Below are 16195 nucleotides of genomic sequence, written 5' to 3'. Positions count from 1 at the left end.
ACTAGCGTTCTTTGGTAATTACACAATTATCATTACTAATACTTACTTTATTAATGAAAAAGTCTGTACAAGAGCATAAAATATCATTGATAATTTTATTTGCAATATTTTCAAAATCTTGGGTTTTTAATTCACGGACACTATCACCATTTAAGTTAATAGAAACAGTTAATATTTGAGGATTAGTAGAAAACTCTTCATCATTTTGTGTTTCTGCAAAGCCTAGCTCAAATTCTTGACTCCAACCTGGAAACTCCTTACCTATTTCCTGCCCACAAACCTTTACTCTCTCAACAGATGCAGACCCTAAATTCGTTAACCCTCTACGGATAAATGCAACCCAAGTTTCCTGATTTGGTACTTCCGCAGATTCTAGTATTACCTCTAAGCAAGCATCCTTGAAGGCGACTTTTGCAGCGATCCCCTTGGGTAGTAAATGGCGGTTCATTAGAGATGCGATCGCCTCTACATCTCCCTGTTTTGCAAGTTCCAGAATATTTAGCAGCGTCATAACCAGTAAAAGAGAAAATCAAAAGAAAATAACCTTATATTCTCAGGATTCCCTCTTGAGAGACTTAAGTAACATTATGATGCAACGTCTCAACAAGCCAAAGCTTTAATGTCTAATATAAAGATAGTCTTTCACAGACTTTTGCATGAAATATATTTTTCCAGCATCAACATCAAAAACAATTGTTTTCTGTGCTAAGCAAATTCACACGAATAATATTAATTAAATTCCAATTTTAAATATGAAGATTTATCAACATCATGCTTGGCCTGCAACTGTGGAGGAAGCCATAGTTATCCAAGAACAGTTGCGAAATCAAGTAATTACATCAGATCGACTGCAAGAACCTGTGCAGTACGTCGCCGGAGTAGATATGGGTTTTGAAGCCGATGGCACCATTAGCCGTGCAGCTGTGGCAGTACTGAGTTTTCCTGACTTGCAAGTAATTGAGACGAGCCTAGCACACCGTCCTACAACCTTTCCTTATATTCCTGGTTTCCTTTCATTTCGGGAAATTCCCGCTGTCCTGGATGCTTTGGAAAAGATTAAAACAATACCAAATATGATTTTGTGTGACGGCCAAGGAATTGCCCATCCGCGCAGATTCGGTATAGCTAGCCATTTAGGAGTACTTATAGATATACCGACAATTGGTGTAGCTAAGTCATTGTTGATAGGTAAGCATGAAGAATTACCAGAAACCAGAGGTAACTGGCGATCGCTCATACATAAAGGTGAAATAATTGGAGCAGTTTTGCGATCGCGCACAGGAGTTAAACCTCTGTACGTCTCCAGCGGTCATCGAATCAGTTTAGCGACAGCAATTGACTATGTATTACGCTGCACACCGAAATATCGCCTCCCAGAAACTACACGCATTGCTGATAAATTAGCGTCCGCAAGATAAAGGTTATTGAAGTTTTTTCTAAATACTTGCTTGCGCCCACTCAATCGTGTTAGGAATCGCACAGAAAGAAGTTGAAGTAGCTAAAATACGAGTTAAAAAGTTAGAACAATGAACGCACTAACTTTACAGTGGCACGATGCAGGTGCAGATAAAACTCAGAACATTTACGAACAACAGCCAAGTAAAAATCCTGGCACTGTTCGCATCGGTCGCGATCCCCTGCGGTGCGATATTGTTCTGAGTAATCCCACTGTATCTGGTCTGCATATTGAAATATTTTTTCATCCCCAGCAACAGCGCTTTTATGTTAGGAACTTGCGATCGCAAAATCCTTCGCTGATTGATGGACGCCAACTAGTCCAAGGTGAAATGCCTTTAGCTGAGGGCACTAATATCTCTTTGGGACAAATACAACTCAAAGTTACTGATATTTCCACAGGCAACATTCCCGCAACAATTTTGATGCCGCCGCAAGCGCCAGTGATAAATCCCCATTCACCAGTGAATATCGGACATCACCATCACCACCATCCAGCGACACCCCCCGCGCCACCACCAGGAGTTTATGGTTTAAAATGTTCCAAATGTTACAAAGTTTCCCCACCAGAGAATCTGCAAATTGGCTGTCCTTGGTGTGGTACATCTTTGGCTGCGGCAGTGAGTGTGTTGGTAGCGCCTGGGAGTTAGGGAGATGGCTTCGCCTTGGGGAAAGGGTAAGGGGCAAAGGGGAAAGGAAAGATCCGTGCTTTTCCCTTTTCCCTTTTCCCTACCCGAAGGGTTTTGACTAATGACTAATGACTAATGACCAATGACTAATCACCTACAAATCCAATTAAGTTGGGAAGATCCGGCAACAGGAGAACGGCGAGAACCAATGTTGAGTATACCGATCGCCTTTGGTCGGGAATTCGGGCGGTTACCTGCTGAACTTGGAGGGCAGCGGGTTTCCAGGATGTTGCTCAATAGTAATGAAGTTTCTCGCTACCATGCCCTAATTGACTGGGAACAAAATCATCTGGTAGCGATCGACCAAGGCAGCGTTAACGGTATCTATGTCAACGGTAAACAACAAAACCACAGTGTTCTGGCTAATGGCGATACGCTGCAAATCGGCCCCTATGTGATCACAATCAGGTTTGCTGCTAACGCCACCGAACCAGATACCAGCCCTCCTTCGACGATTCACTTCAACCCAAATACTAATATCCCAGACCCTAGTTTGCCTGTAGCCCAGCCTGGGATCACCGCAGGTACTAATTTTCCGCCACCAGCTTTTCAAGCACAAAAAGTCCCCGTGCTAGCGCTTTATGCTACTGGGCTACCAGTGGATGAAACTGATTATGTAGCGATCGGGGCAGGACTGGGTAGCTTTGTTTGGGTTGATTTGCTGCGACTTAGTGGTGTGCGTGCCCAGAAGATTGTAGCTGTGGGATTAGAGGCGGAACCTTATGCCCGTTATAAGCGCCTGTGTATGAATTCCCAAATTCCCCTACATGAAAGACTGCGGTCTAATTCCGATTCTTGCCCTGATAATATTTGGGGCTGGCCTAGTTATGCCTTGCGCGAAGCTTGGGCTGACTTTGCTAAGGGACACATGAAGTCAGCATTTAAATATTTGTGGCAGGTGTTTGCTGAACCAACATTTGCCGAAACTTATACACCTCGTTCCGGTAACGTCTTTAATTCCATAGACAGAGAGGCCAAGCGCATTGGCTGGAACCAAATTTATCGCTATGGGCGAGTTCGGGGAATTCGCAAAACCGATGATGGTAGGTATTGCGTAGCCTATTCTCGCGCCCCAGGAAATTATGCTTTTTTAGTTAGTCGTTATTTACATTTAGCTACTGGATATCCCGCAATTCAGTTTCTCCCAGATTTGCAGGCTTATAGAGAAAAATATCAAGACTTTAAAACTGTTGTGAATGCTTACGAAGCACACGATCATGTTTATCAGCAATTAGAGCAACACGGTGGGACAGTATTGATTCGGGGACGGGGAATTGTGGCTTCGCGGATTTTGCAGCGCATTTTTGAAGCCAGAAAGCGAAATCGGAATATTTCAGTTTTACATTTAATGCGATCGCCTAAACCCCAAGGCAACAAATTTCAAAATGCCCAACGCCTAGTCAAAAATCATTACGAATTTCAACCCTTTAACTGGCCTAAAGCTTGTTGGGGCGGCGAACTCCGGGTAATGTTAGAAAAAGCCAGCCCCGATGAACGCAAAAGCTTACTAGCAGATTGGGGTGGTACCACCACCGCCGACCGTCACGATTGGCAGCAAATTACTGCCCAAGGGATCAGCGAAGGCTGGTATCAAATTACTTTCGGTGAAGTGCTGGACGTAGAACGAGATCCTCAAAACCGAACTATTACCCACATCCGAGAAAAAAGCTTTGGGGAAATGAAGTTAATAGCTGACTTTATTGTTGATGCTACCGGACTGGATGCCAAAGTAAATGCTAGTCCCCTACTAGAAGATTTTGTCAAACATTACAACTTGCCACTGAATAACCTAGGGCGATTGGCTGTAGCGAACAATTTTGAACTGGTAGATATGCGTAGCGACAAAGGACAGATGTATGCAGCAGGGGCGATTACCCTTGGTGGCCCTTATGCCGCAGTTGATAGTTTTTTGGGCTTGCAATACGCCGCATTAGTCGCCGTTGATGGACTCGCCGCTGCCCGTGCGCCTGGAGTTAAAAGGCTGAATTTTGTCAGTTCCTTTAGTCAGTGGTTGAAGTGGGCCTTAAATCAATCACCATAATACGATTTTGGATTTTAGATTTTAGATTTTAGTCTGCAATAAATCCCAAAGACGCGATAAATCGCCGTCTGTACAATATCAGTCCTTGGTAGAGACGGCGATTTATCGCGTCTCTTACCTTAACCGAACAGTTATATCGGCGGTTGGAAACCGCGTCTACACTGGCAAAACCCACCTGCGTGGGTTTCAAACTTGGAATTTTCCCTTAGTCCGCGCAGGCGGACTTTGTTTGTGTAGCCGCGAATTCCATTCGCCCTGGCTCTAATTCGTTTTGGTTTATTGCCTGTTGCCTATTGCCTGTTCCCTGTTCCCTGCCTCTACGAGTAATTTCAAAAATCAAATACTAGTCCTATATCAGTTCAAACTTTAGCAGTGATCGCCCGTAACTTCAAATAGCGATGTCTACGACGGGCTAAGCCTACGCTCTATTTTTCACTGTACTTTAGATATGAAGGAGCGATCGCTTACTTATTTCGAGTTCCAAATGCCAACATTGACCTTCTGAGGCTCAACATTGACCTTCTGAGGCTCAACTTTGACCTTCTGAGGCTCAACTTTGACCTTCTGAGGCTCAACTTTGACCTTCCGAGGCTCAACTTTGACCTTCTGAGGCTCAACTTTGACCTTCTGAGGTTCAACATTGACCTTCTGAGGTTCAACATTGACCTTCTGAGGTTCAACATTGACCTTCTGAGGCTCAACTTTGACCTTCTGAGGCTCAACATTGACCTTCTGAGGCTTAACTGACAATGGCTAAAGCTAGCCACTGCTTTAAAATTTTTCTATGCAAATGTATCTTTACCTTAAAGAGAGGAGATTTGCAAATCGAGACAAAGTAGAATCAGAAATAAAGCTGACAAACTGTTTATGCAATGGGCTAATTTTCTAGCCAAAGAAGCTGCTACTACTCGCTTATCCTTTGAGCAAATGGCAGCTTTTGTAAACTATTTTAAGACTGAAAACTTAAGTAAAACTGAAGCTCAACTTGCCAGCGAATTAAACGTTGATATTCCTACTTTCAAAAAGTTGATAGGTGAGCTATATGACAAATTTGCCCAGAATTATCCTGAATTAGCTATTTCCAACAGTCAGGGCAAACTAGAAAAGTTACAAGCTTACCTGAGCGCAAAATATAATAGCGAATTAGATGTCCTCAAACCATTAGCGGCGATGAAATTATTAAAATCGCTAGTGGTTCGGGAACGACTGCAACAAGAAGCTTGGGTTGCGAGAAGAATTTGTAAATTTTTGGGATATTCACCTTTAGCCTTAGAGTTAGTGGGGCGATATCTTGATAAAATGCCCAATTTGTCTCTAGAAACACTGCTGAAGCTGCTAGAAAAAAAGCGAGAGGAACATGAAGCAGTAGTCAATGCTGACTCATTGATGGATTATGAATATGGTGTAGCTGAAGCTTTTGAATTAAGTTGGGAACAGTTGGATGAGAATGCAAAAAGCTTTGGCTGTTTGCTCAGTTTGTGTGCTTTAGCTGACATTCCTTTATCTGTGGAGACGGTAGAAGATGAAAAAAAACGAGAACTCAATGAAAAAGCGATCGCCGATTTACTGGAATTGCATTTACTACAACAGAAAAGTCAAGGACTTTATCATCTAAATTCCCTAATTCGGCAACTTTTCCGAATCAAGTTGGATAATTCAAATGAAGCGGATGAAGCAAAAACTAAATTTGCAGCCATGATGTTAGAAGTAGCAAAGCTAATTCCGCAACAGCTTAACCCTGAAGATATTCTCAATTTCACTCCACATATCCCACACATTACAGAAGTTGCAACCCACCTATTTCAGTATCTAGGCGATGAAAATATAATTACTCTGTTTACTAAATTAGCCTGGTTTTATCAAGGTCAAGGACTTTATCAGCAAGCAGAATTTTGCTTACAACAGTGTGTAAAACTAACTCAAAATCATCTTGGTTTAGAACATTCTTATGTCGCTGCTAGTCTGAACAATTTAGCAGGACTTTACGAATCTACAGGACGCTACAGTGAAGCCGAACCTTTGTATAGGCAAGCTTTGGAACTGAGAAAACGTCTGCTGGGAAACAACCATCTTGATGTTGCCACTAGCCTAAACAATTTAGCATTACTCTACGAATCTACAGGACGCTATAGCGAAGCCGGGCCCTTGTTTGAGCAAGCTTTAAAAGTGAGAAAACGCCTGCTAGGAGAAGAACATCCCGATGTCGCTACTAATGTGAGCTATTTAGCATTAGTCTATGAATCTACAGGACGCTATAGCAAAGCCGAATCTTTGTATCAGCAAGCTTTAGAACTTTGGAAACGCTTGGTGGGAGAAGAACATCCCCACGTCGCCACTAGCCTCAACAATTTAGGAGCATTGTACTGTTATATAGGACGCTACAGCGAAGCCGAACCCTTGCTGAAGCAAGCTTTAAAACTGAGAAAACGCCTGCTGGGAGAAGAACATCCCGATGTTGCTACTAGCCTGAACAACTTAGGGCAACTCTACGAATCCACAGGACGCTACAGCGAAGCCGAACCCTTCTATAAGCAAGCTTTGGAACTGACTAAACGTCTGCTGGGAGACAACCATCCTGATGTCGCCATTAGTCTGAACAACCTAGCAGCACTCTACCGTCATACAAGACGCTACAGGAAAGCCAAACCGTTGTTTGAGCAAGCTTTGAAAATTTGTGAACAAACTTTAGGTGTCAGTCATCCTACTACTATGACGGTTAGGGCGAATTATGCAAACTTCTTAAGAGAAACATATCACTAGCGATCGCAATTAAAAGGGAACGGGCAACAGGGAACAGTTCCATATCCCGTAATTAAAATCAGTGACACAACTGTTGAAGTTTCAACTTTCATAGGACTTACGCAAAAACTCTCTGAAACTTTTATTTCTTTGTGTTCTTTGTGTCCTTTGTGGTTCGTTTTTTCATAATTTTGCGTAAGTCCTGTTTCAGTTTAAAGGGGGTGATATTTCCCCCTGTTTTCAGTTATTGAGATGTTGCCTGCAAACTAGTATTTCAAACCTGTTGCCTATTGCCTATTGCCTGTTCCCTGCTATACTTACTGCCACACAAACACTTTAGCTTCGTATGGCCCGAAATCAGCGATAATGCCATCATCGCCAGCTTCGACATCATAATTCGCCGTCCATTCGTGCCATGTACCACTGTTAGGAAAGTTAGGAACATGATAGCCAGCTAGGAAATTTTCTGAGAAATTCGCCACCACAACTACACGAGAACCTTCCTCATTCCAACGGCTATAAGCTAACACTTTTGCTTCTGGATTTTCGTGGATGAAATCAATATTTTCTGTGTAGAGAGCATGATTACTTTTACGCAGATTGGTTAAGCCTTTGTAATATTCAAACAAACCACGATTTAAATCATTACCCAACAGCGTCCAATCGATTTTAGCTGATTCAGGTTGTTTAGGTTTATACTCGCCAAATTCCTCACCCATCCAAATCAAAGGCACACCCATAGCAGTCATTAGGATAGCCACTCCTAATTTAATCCGCCTAAAGGCTTCTTCATCAAAAATCTCACGGTTCCCCAATTCAACCATGAGATGATGATGGTCGTGGTTAGTGAGGTAATTTACCACATTAGTAGCACCCAAGAAACCTTGACGTTTGCAATCAATAACATCTTTAAGGCGCTCTAAATCAAATGTATCGCCGCAGATATGCTCTAAAATGCAGTGATAAAAACTGTCGTGCCAGCAACCATCCATTGGCCCATCGACATTGGTAATGCTGGTAGTTTCAGGAATGTGTTCGGCAACATTATAAAAAGGCTTCGGACCAGCAGCATTTTTGGCTTCTTGCACAACCCAGTGCATGAAATCATAGTTAGCAATTTGCCGTGCTGCATCATAGCGAATACCATCAAAATGATATTCCTGAACCCAATAACGGATTGTATCGCCAATAAATTTCCGTGCTGGATAAATATCTAAATTTTCGTCGTAATGTTCATAATTAAACTCAGGTCCCCAGTTATTATCAGGGTCACGGGGAGAGTGATGATACCAATAGTCATGATCAATTTGTGTTAACGGACTAGATGCTTCTGAGTGGTTATAAATACCATCAATAATTACACGAATACCTCTAGCATGACACTCATCAACCAAATTTTTTAATTCAGCAGTAGAACCATAACTAGATTCTGTTGCAAAGAAATAGCGGGGATTATAACCCCAGCTATGATCGCCAGGATATTCTTTTATTGGCATCAACTCAATAGCGTTGATTCCTAATTCACACAAATAATCTAACTTTTCAACAACATGTTTATATTTGCCTCGTGCATAAGGGTCATCTTCTCCACCAGAAAAATCACCAACATGCAGTTCATAAATAACTAGTTCGTGGTCAGCAGGTAAAGGTTTATCATCATGTTGCCAAACATAGGTATCAACAATTCTTTGCCCATCTTTGATGCGGACAATACCGTTATCTTTTCCACCCGCTTCATCTATATCAGTTGCATAAGGGTCTGTGACATCAACCCATTGTTCTGCTTCAAAAAACCATGAATTTGTTTGGACGCGGAATTTATATTGATAAACGCCATCTTCTAGTTCAACATTTGTGCGGAAATAACCATCCTCACCTTTCTCCATTGGAATTTCTTGCCAATCAGAAAAAGAACCAATTAATGCGGCTCCTTTGTTGTATGGTGCAAATAAATTAAATTCAATTGGCTCTGCCATAGAAGTGTTTGTAAGATCAAGGATTTATAGAAGCATTCTCTGATGATTAATTAAATTTGCAAATCGCTCTAGAGAATGAATTGGATAATGAGTGCTTCTATCTTCAGGAATAATTAACAAATATTTTTCGCGAATTTAGCTATTTTTTCGTAATTTAGACTTTTTTCTACTATTAATTTAGTTAAAATATCTTAGATAAATTAAAAATACAATCAATTGAAAAAGGCAAAAATTAAAATTTATAAGTTAAAGTAAATGAAAAATTATAACTGGGCAGCGTGTAATAGTCGGTAATAAAAAGTGTGTCAAAAATTAAATTCCCTGAAATAAATTCAGGGAATTTAATTTTTGAATTTTTAATCACTTGTGCTGCTATTTAGTTGCAGATAACTTAACAGCCAATTCGCTGCTGTCGCCCTGCGAGTTTGCCGAGGGCCAAATTCACCAATTTTGTAACCTTTGAAGCCCAATTTTTGTTTGAGTAATTGTTTATTTTCAGTAGGAATCGAACGAGTTAACTTGACTGTTGCAGGGCGAGAGTCAATAAAATCCGGTGGTTGTGGGTACTCATCTTGCCATTCTGGGGCAACTTGGCTATTATCCCATTGTTCAGTTGATGAATCATAGCGATAGCCTAAATAATGCCATAGCAACTGATTAACTGTGGCATCATCTAGCTTCTCGTTGAGAATTGCCCAAATTGTGTCTGTATTGAGTGGTGGCAGATTAGACATAAGTAAGAATTGAAAATTTAGAATCAAAAATCAGAATTTAAGAAAACCTTTATGATTAGCCTATTACACTTCCAAAGATAGGGGCAATTTTATTTTTATCTACACCTGGTGGAAGATTTATCTGCTATGGGCATTAGACAAACTACTAAAGTGATCCTAGATTAGGGGATTCGCCAACTCACGAGGAAAAAAATTATGGGAATAGGCGATTTATTTAGGAATATAGTCGGTGGCAGGCAGAAACGACGTGATGAAGAGTGGGATAATCGCGATCGCACCCTATACAGCGATCGTGGCGAAGACGACGATGAAGACCGCGAATATAGATATCGCAGCGAAGGCGACGATGAAGACCGTGAATATAGATATCGCAGCGAAGGCGACGATGAAAACCGTGAATATAGATATCGCAGCGAAGATGACGAAGACGAAGACTACGGGTACAGGTATCGCGGCAATGACGACGATGAAGACCGCGAGTACAGACATCGCCGCAATGATGAGGAAGAGGAAGACCGCGATTGATTTCGCAAGTTTGAGTTAAACAGGACTTACGCACAAAAGTTATCGTAAATAAAAGGGTTTAAGACCCCTACCTCTACAGGTAGCCCCAGTTTCAGTCGGGGTTTAAATCCCCCGGAGTTGCTCCTCTTGGGGAGACCCCAAGACCGCACTCCTCTTCGTCTGAAATTGTCTTTAATGCGTGAATTTTGTTAGCGCAGCTAAGCCGTGTCTGCGAGCGTCATTTTGAATTTTGAATTGTTAACTGTTGAGGCTGGGTGTAAGGGTTTGAGCCACCTACACCCTCACACCCCTATAGCCCTACCCGTGTGCTTCATTTGGCTGAAATACGCTGTAAACGCGTCATTTCAAACAATTGCTGAGCATTACTCCCTAAAAAACCATCAAAAAGTACCTGCTTTCCAGGTTCCACTTCCACTGGATAGCGCTGGGCAATTTCATAGTAGGCGTAAGTCCAAGGAATCTGAATTTCTGCACCAGTGTTATCATCTAACACTGTTACCATTTCGGTTACTGCTTGAGTTGCGGTTTGGCGCAAACCACAGGCAACATTTCCTTCTATCTCTGCTTTCATTGGTACGCCTAAATTAGCCAAACTACTGGCGGTAGTTTCTATATCTGGATATTTTGCGGTGTTCTGACCGTTAACGTAGCCTGTAAAGTGGTTGACAGCATAACCGTGCAGCAATACCCAAGCCCCATACTGAGTAACCTGATTCACCTCTTCAACAACAGAACGCCAGGGAAGTAGCCAAGGACGGGTAAATATTTGTTGGAGTTGTTTGGCGATGGTTTCAATGTTTTCTTCTTTTTCTAGAAGAGAATTAACAGGTGAGGTGAGTTTATATTCGATTGAAGATACTGTTTGAGAGATTATTTGAGCAATATTGCTAGGCAATTCATCAACAATCAACTCGCTGATAAATAGTTTGGGTAAGTTAAATTCCTCTTGCTGAGGATGATGATAATGACGGGCATACAGATGAGTTTGAGCAAAATTATACTCTCCAGCCGCAACATAACCTAAAGCTTGTACAATTTGTTCGAGGTAACCAATGCCCAGGTTAATTTTACCCTGTGGACTATCTACAAATAGACGCAAAGACCGAAAGGCGATGTGGTCGTTGGCGACACTCCCACCCGCAGCGGTAATCATTTGCTGGTAGGTACGGGCATGATTTACTCTGGTGCTGTATTCTTGCCAGAGTAATTTCCAGAGATGAAGGGCGATTTCGGGTTTCATAATGTTGATGGGATGATTTTTTCACGCAGAGTCGCACAGAGAAGTCGCAGCGGCGGCTTTTGCCAATCTGAACTTCGGTGGGCGCAAAGAGTTTTTGTGTGAGATTACAATATCTGTGAGAGAATCTGAAGGGCGGTTTGGATTTGGTCGCTGTCGATAATTAGAGGCGGACAAAAACGAATTGCTGCTTTGCCACAACCTAGCAATAATAAACCTCGTAAAAAAGATTCTTGGATTAGGCGATCGCGCAGTTTATAATCCAGATTACCTGCTTCATCCAATAAATCCACCGCAACCATTAAACCTTTACCGCGTGGGGGCGAGACTCTGGGAAATTTTTGATGTAATTCGGTAAGTCCAGTTTGTAATAATTCTCCCATCTCGGTAGCGTTGCTCATTAAACCGCTTTCTAGCAGTTCCAGGGTGGCAATACCAGCTGCACAAGCTACGGGATTGCCGCCGAATGTGGTAGCGTGTGAACCAGGAGGCCAAGTCATTAACTCTGGTCTAGCAAGTATCGCTCCTAAAGGCAGACCGCTAGCGATACCTTTGGCGGTAGTAATAATATCAGGCATGACTCCCCAATGCTCGATCGCAAATAGCCGACCTGTCCGCCCCATCCCGGCTTGCACTTCATCCACTACCATCAAAATACCGTGGCGATCGCATATCTCACGAATCCGTTTTAAAAAACCATCCTCTGGTACGATATACCCACCTTCGCCTTGAATTGCTTCGACTACAATTGCCGCTACTTCTTGCGGTGGTAAAACTGTAGTAAATAGCTGTTTTTCTAAGTAATCTAAGCTGGCATGAGTGCCGTAGGGAATATGAGTCACCCCAGGAACTAAAGGGCCGAAGTTGGCTCGTTGCACGGCTTTGGAACCAGTCAGAGACATTGCCCCATAGGTGCGTCCGTGAAATGCGCCTAAGAATGCAACGATTAGCGATCGCTTGGTGTAATATCTAGCTAATTTAATCGCCCCTTCGTTGGATTCTGCCCCAGAGTTGGTAAAAAATACTTTTGCTGGAAACCCAGCGTTATTCTCTGGCTGGGGAAAGGGGGCGCGAACAGCCAATTTTTCTGCCAATTCCACCATTGGTTCATAATAAAAATCCGTCCCCGACATGTGCAGCAAACGCGCCGACTGTTCTTGAATTGCCTTGACAACTTCCGGGTGTGCATGTCCGGTGGCGGTGACGGCGATACCTGCGGTCATATCCAGAAACACATTGCCGTCCACATCTTCCACCATACAACCTTCACCGCGAGCCACCACTAAGGGATAATCGCGGGTATAAGAAGGAGAAGTTACAGCGCGATCGCGTTGTACAATTGCTTGAGCGCGAGGCCCAGGCAAAGAAGTTATTAGGCGCGGTGTCCGAGGTAAATTTAGGTTTACAGGAATACTTAACATATAGTTTTTAGAATTACTGATGATTCAACTGCAAAATCGAATTAGGGAACTCCAAAAAATAAATTATTCAATCTTGTAGGGTGGGCATCTTGCCCGCCATCTTGACTGGGCGGGCAAGATGCCCACCCCACAAAAGTTAATTGGATATTTTTTTATTTGGAAGTGCTTTATCTACACTAATTTGTAATTCGTAATTGTCACTCCATCCATCAATAGGGTGGCTTAAAAAACAAAGTAATTGAATTCCTCTGTCCCCTTAATTACGAATTACAAATGACTAATGACTAATGACTAATGACTAATTCGGTTATCTATTTGGGCGCGTTGCAAACTTCCAGAAAAGTCAACATAAACGCTTTTCCATTCTGTGAACACATCTAAAGCAGTGGTTCCAGCTTCACGGTGTCCGTTACCGGTTTGTTTGACACCACCAAAAGGCAAGTGTACTTCTGCACCAATGGTAGGGCCATTAATATAAGTGATACCTGCTTCGATGTCGCGCATGGCAGTAAAAGCGCGGTTGATATCGCGGGTATAAACGGAAGAAGAAAGACCATAATTGGTATCATTGAGAATGGCGATCGCTTCTTCAAAAGAACTCACCTCAATCAATGCCACCACCGGGCCGAATATCTCTTCACGGGCAACTCGCATATTGGGAGTTACATCATCCAAAATAGTCGGTTGAAAAAAGTAACCATTTTTTAATTCGCCAGTAAATGCAATTTCCCCACCAATTAAAACTTTTGCTCCTTCCTCACGGGCAATATCTAAATACTTGCTTACCTGTTGGAGTTGCTTTTCATTGATTATCGGGCCGATATCTGTATCGGGGTCATTGCCAGCACCCAAGCGTAACTTACTGGCACGCTCATAAAGCATAGCAGTAAATTTTTCCTTGATATCCCGATGCAAAATTAGGCGACTCGTAGCCGTACAGCGTTGACCGGTTGTGCCAAAAGCACCCCAGACTGCACCATCTAAAGCTAGTTCCAAATCGGCATCTTCCATTACCACTTGGGCATTTTTGCCGCCCATTTCCAAACAGACACGCTTGTGAGTGCGTCCGCAAGTCGCGCCCACAAAAGCACCGGTTTGGGAAGAACCAGTAAAGGACACCAAATCAACACCGGGATGTTCAACTAAAGCTTTCCCCGCCTCTTCTCCCACACCATGCACCAAGTTAACTACTCCTGGCGGTAAACCTGCTTGTTGGAAAATTTCAATTAATTTAGTTGCACAGGCAGATGTATCTTCGGCAGGTTTGAGGATGACTGTATTCCCACACACCAATGCTGGCATAGCTTTCCAGCAAGGAATGGCCACAGGAAAATTCCAAGGGGTAATTAAGGCGCAGACACCTATAGGCATTCGCACCGTCATGGCGAATTTATTCGGCATTTCCGAGGGTGTGGTTTGCCCGAAAAGTCGCCGTCCTTCGCCAGCAGTATAAAAGGCGCAATCAATACCTTCTTGTACATCTCCCCTGGCTTCTGTAAGGGGTTTACCCATTTCTCGACTGATTAACTGGGCAAGTTCTTCTTTGTGTTGGAGTAATATTTCCCCGACGCGAAAAATGTATTCTGCCCTAGCTGGGGCTGGGACTTGGCGCCAAGTTTGGTAGGCTTGGCGGGCGGCGGCTACCGCTGTATCTACATCCTTGGCTTGGGAACGGGGAAATGTGGCAACAAGTTCGTTTTTGTCAGCGGGGTTGCGGCTTTCGAGAGTTGCTTCCCCTACAGCGGTCAACCATTGACCGTCTATGAAATTGCGGCAAGATAGCGGAGTTATCATCACAAAGACCTCCGACTGATAATTCAGTGGATTTTGTGTACTAAGTTTGCTTGCTTTCTACGTTATCGTCAAGTCAGAATTTAGGATTAAAAGGCAATAGGCAATAGCAAAAACAACCTGACTGAATAATCGGACTCCTTGCCCCTAATTTTAATTATGGTGAAAACTAAACATTTGAAATGAAGTCGCTTGCCATGATGTTTTAATGCGTCCTTCTTAAAATCCCCTAATTTTAATTATGGGAATTCCCCTATTGCCTTCTTTTCTTACCTCTTGCCCATTGCCTCTTGCCTATTGCCCTAAGGTACAAATGCCAAAACCCCTACAGGAGAACCGGAACCACCACGCAACCTCAGAATTCCGATCGCTAGCGTGCTACCCTTAGGTGGCAGCTGATCCAAATTGGTGAGATTTTCTAGCACAATGCGCGGTTGTTCTAACACCAAGCGGTTAGTAGCCAAGCTGTTATCCTGTCCTGGGTCTACACCGTGAGTATCAATTCCTACCCCAGCAATTTGCCGTTGCTGAAGTAAAAATTGGGTGGCATCAATGCCAAACCCTGGAAAGTGGCTGATTCCTTCAGCATCCTGATTGAAGAAGGCATTTTTATCAAACCACTTCTTTTGCCAACCAGTATTCAATATAACTATGCAGCCAGCAGGAATTTCACCGTATTGTTCTTCCCAAGCCAGAACATCAGCGATCGCCAGGGCATAATTAAAATTAGCTTTGACGATTTCACGGATATCTATGACTACCGCAGGCACGATCAAAGACTGGGCTGGGTATTGGTCAATTCCGATACTATGACTATAAAAACTATTAGGAGCATTGATATGAGTGGCGCTATGTTCCCCCAGGGAAAAACGCCGCAGGTAATAGCCATCGTTGTTCAATTCAGCCACAGTTTCAAGTTCTACTGGGGGGTCGCCAGGCCATTGGGGAATATCCAAGTCAATGACATGACTTAAGTGAATAACGCGTCTATAGGTGATACTATTTTGACTTCCGGGTTGTATCATCCCAGCCTTCTATATTGATTGCTAAAGGATTGATCTCAAAAGTTCGATGCTTAGCCTGGATTTTTCAAAAATTGAGACGGGATTGTTCTGCTAAATAAGTTAAGTAATAATACAATATCGCATTGCCGAGTGCGATCGCCGCAGTTATTTGGCGATCGGTCATTATGGGCATCAACGAAGCTCACCCTTGTAAAGAAAGACTTTGATTCCGGTTCCACCCTTTTTAAGAGAAGCCAGCGCGGTCTTGAGGTCTCCCCAAGTGAAGCGACTGGCGTGGGTTAGGGGGGATCTATAAGTGCGTAAAATCATAATCAACCACTTTTCAAATAACCTCTAAGAAAGATTTGAAAAATGAAAATTTCCGCTGATGCCATTTTCAATAAGTAGTATTCAGTGCTAGCCTTCGCTCACTACCATTGAATACTAGAAATTAAATAAAATGGTGCGTTAGCCAAAGGCTAACGCACCCTACTAAAAAACTCTTTTACAATGCCCAATGCCCTGTTTGGTCAATACCCGATACCCTATTTTCAAGACAAGTTTATTTGTTGGAAAATACTTG

Annotated in this window: 14 protein-coding genes; 5 read left to right on the top strand and 9 right to left on the bottom strand. The window is 42.8% G+C overall.

Translation table 11 applies throughout. The annotated features are described in order from the left end of the window. Nucleotide 1: 1 nt before the first annotated feature. Entirely contained in the window at nucleotides 2-511 is a 510-nt protein-coding gene (locus ACM0OY_RS01515; RefSeq protein WP_414567131.1) for a hypothetical protein, read from the bottom strand. A 241-nt stretch (nucleotides 512-752) separates the two neighbouring features. On the opposite strand from ACM0OY_RS01515, the gene nfi reads away from it, so the two are divergent. The 3 genes from nfi (at nucleotide 753) to ACM0OY_RS01500 (ending at nucleotide 4185) form a co-directional block, all read left to right on the top strand. Continuing rightward, entirely contained in the window at nucleotides 753-1418 is a 666-nt protein-coding gene (gene nfi, locus ACM0OY_RS01510) for a deoxyribonuclease V (protein WP_414567130.1), read from the top strand. Nucleotides 1419-1526: 108 nt separating this feature from the next. Further along, entirely contained in the window at nucleotides 1527-2105 is a 579-nt protein-coding gene (locus tag ACM0OY_RS01505; protein WP_414567129.1) for an FHA domain-containing protein, read from the top strand. A gap of 121 nt (nucleotides 2106-2226) precedes the next feature. Beyond that, a complete protein-coding gene (locus ACM0OY_RS01500) occupies nucleotides 2227-4185 on the top strand; it encodes an FHA domain-containing protein (RefSeq protein ID WP_414567128.1) in 1959 nt (652 codons plus the stop codon). Between the two features lie 28 nt (nucleotides 4186-4213). Here ACM0OY_RS01500 and ACM0OY_RS01495 read toward each other — a convergent pair whose 3' ends face one another. Together ACM0OY_RS01495 and ACM0OY_RS01490 are read right to left on the bottom strand one after the other, a co-directional pair. After that, entirely contained in the window at nucleotides 4214-4375 is a 162-nt protein-coding gene (locus ACM0OY_RS01495; protein WP_414567127.1) for a hypothetical protein, read from the bottom strand. Between the two features lie 278 nt (nucleotides 4376-4653). Next, a complete protein-coding gene (locus tag ACM0OY_RS01490) occupies nucleotides 4654-4935 on the bottom strand; it encodes a hypothetical protein (RefSeq protein WP_414567126.1) in 282 nt (93 codons plus the stop codon). A 117-nt stretch (nucleotides 4936-5052) separates the two neighbouring features. On the opposite strand from ACM0OY_RS01490, the gene ACM0OY_RS01485 reads away from it, so the two are divergent. After that, nucleotides 5053-6945 (top strand): tetratricopeptide repeat protein, encoded by a 1893-nt coding sequence (locus ACM0OY_RS01485; RefSeq protein WP_414567125.1) that lies wholly within the window; start codon nucleotides 5053-5055, stop codon nucleotides 6943-6945. A gap of 296 nt (nucleotides 6946-7241) precedes the next feature. On the opposite strand, the gene ACM0OY_RS01480 is transcribed toward ACM0OY_RS01485, so the two are convergent. After that, entirely contained in the window at nucleotides 7242-8900 is a 1659-nt protein-coding gene (locus ACM0OY_RS01480) for an alpha-amylase family glycosyl hydrolase (protein WP_414567124.1), read from the bottom strand. 356 nt (nucleotides 8901-9256) lie between these two features. Continuing rightward, a complete protein-coding gene (locus tag ACM0OY_RS01475) occupies nucleotides 9257-9634 on the bottom strand; it encodes a DUF1823 family protein (protein WP_414567123.1) in 378 nt (125 codons plus the stop codon). 195 nt (nucleotides 9635-9829) lie between these two features. Here ACM0OY_RS01475 and ACM0OY_RS01470 point away from each other — a divergent pair, with 195 nt between their 5' ends. Beyond that, nucleotides 9830-10159 (top strand): polyribonucleotide nucleotidyltransferase, encoded by a 330-nt coding sequence (locus tag ACM0OY_RS01470; protein ID WP_414567122.1) that lies wholly within the window; start codon nucleotides 9830-9832, stop codon nucleotides 10157-10159. A 310-nt stretch (nucleotides 10160-10469) separates the two neighbouring features. Here the strand turns inward: ACM0OY_RS01470 and ACM0OY_RS01465 are convergent, their stop codons facing one another. The 4 genes from ACM0OY_RS01465 to ACM0OY_RS01450 all read right to left on the bottom strand — a co-directional run bounded on the left by ACM0OY_RS01465 (nucleotide 10470) and on the right by ACM0OY_RS01450 (nucleotide 15633). Continuing rightward, nucleotides 10470-11399, bottom strand: a complete 930-nt coding sequence (locus tag ACM0OY_RS01465) for a DUF1338 domain-containing protein (protein ID WP_414567121.1) — start codon at nucleotides 11397-11399, stop codon at nucleotides 10470-10472. Nucleotides 11400-11503: 104 nt separating this feature from the next. Continuing rightward, a complete protein-coding gene (locus ACM0OY_RS01460) occupies nucleotides 11504-12817 on the bottom strand; it encodes an acetyl ornithine aminotransferase family protein (RefSeq protein WP_414567120.1) in 1314 nt (437 codons plus the stop codon). Nucleotides 12818-13108: 291 nt separating this feature from the next. Further along, nucleotides 13109-14611, bottom strand: coding sequence for an aldehyde dehydrogenase family protein (locus ACM0OY_RS01455; RefSeq protein ID WP_414567119.1), 1503 nt, complete (start codon nucleotides 14609-14611; stop codon nucleotides 13109-13111). 299 nt (nucleotides 14612-14910) lie between these two features. Continuing rightward, nucleotides 14911-15633 carry a cyclase family protein gene (locus ACM0OY_RS01450; RefSeq protein WP_414567118.1) on the bottom strand — a complete coding sequence of 241 codons (723 nt, stop codon included), beginning with the start codon at nucleotides 15631-15633 and terminating at the stop codon, nucleotides 14911-14913. Nucleotides 15634-16195 lie beyond the last annotated feature (562 nt).

It is taken from the genome of Nostoc sp. CCY 9925, assembly GCF_963920935.1.
GTDB lineage: Bacteria > Cyanobacteriota > Cyanobacteriia > Cyanobacteriales > Nostocaceae > Nostoc.
This window is presented reverse-complemented; position numbering and strand designations above follow the sequence as displayed.

Excerpts from the sequence above, each read along its gene's own strand:
- ACM0OY_RS01515 (WP_414567131.1), bottom strand. The coding sequence starts at position 511 with ATGACGCTGCTAAATATTCTGGAACTTGCAAAACAGGGAGATGTAGAG.
- nfi (WP_414567130.1), top strand. The coding sequence starts at position 753 with ATGAAGATTTATCAACATCATGCTTGGCCTGCAACTGTGGAGGAAGCC.
- ACM0OY_RS01505 (WP_414567129.1), top strand. The coding sequence starts at position 1,527 with ATGAACGCACTAACTTTACAGTGGCACGATGCAGGTGCAGATAAAACT.
- ACM0OY_RS01500 (WP_414567128.1), top strand. The coding sequence starts at position 2,227 with ATGACTAATCACCTACAAATCCAATTAAGTTGGGAAGATCCGGCAACA.
- ACM0OY_RS01485 (WP_414567125.1), top strand. The coding sequence starts at position 5,053 with ATGCAATGGGCTAATTTTCTAGCCAAAGAAGCTGCTACTACTCGCTTA.
- ACM0OY_RS01480 (WP_414567124.1), bottom strand. The coding sequence starts at position 8,900 with ATGGCAGAGCCAATTGAATTTAATTTATTTGCACCATACAACAAAGGA.
- ACM0OY_RS01475 (WP_414567123.1), bottom strand. The coding sequence starts at position 9,634 with ATGTCTAATCTGCCACCACTCAATACAGACACAATTTGGGCAATTCTC.
- ACM0OY_RS01470 (WP_414567122.1), top strand. The coding sequence starts at position 9,830 with ATGGGAATAGGCGATTTATTTAGGAATATAGTCGGTGGCAGGCAGAAA.
- ACM0OY_RS01465 (WP_414567121.1), bottom strand. The coding sequence starts at position 11,399 with ATGAAACCCGAAATCGCCCTTCATCTCTGGAAATTACTCTGGCAAGAA.
- ACM0OY_RS01460 (WP_414567120.1), bottom strand. The coding sequence starts at position 12,817 with ATGTTAAGTATTCCTGTAAACCTAAATTTACCTCGGACACCGCGCCTA.
- ACM0OY_RS01455 (WP_414567119.1), bottom strand. The coding sequence starts at position 14,611 with ATGATAACTCCGCTATCTTGCCGCAATTTCATAGACGGTCAATGGTTG.
- ACM0OY_RS01450 (WP_414567118.1), bottom strand. The coding sequence starts at position 15,633 with ATGATACAACCCGGAAGTCAAAATAGTATCACCTATAGACGCGTTATT.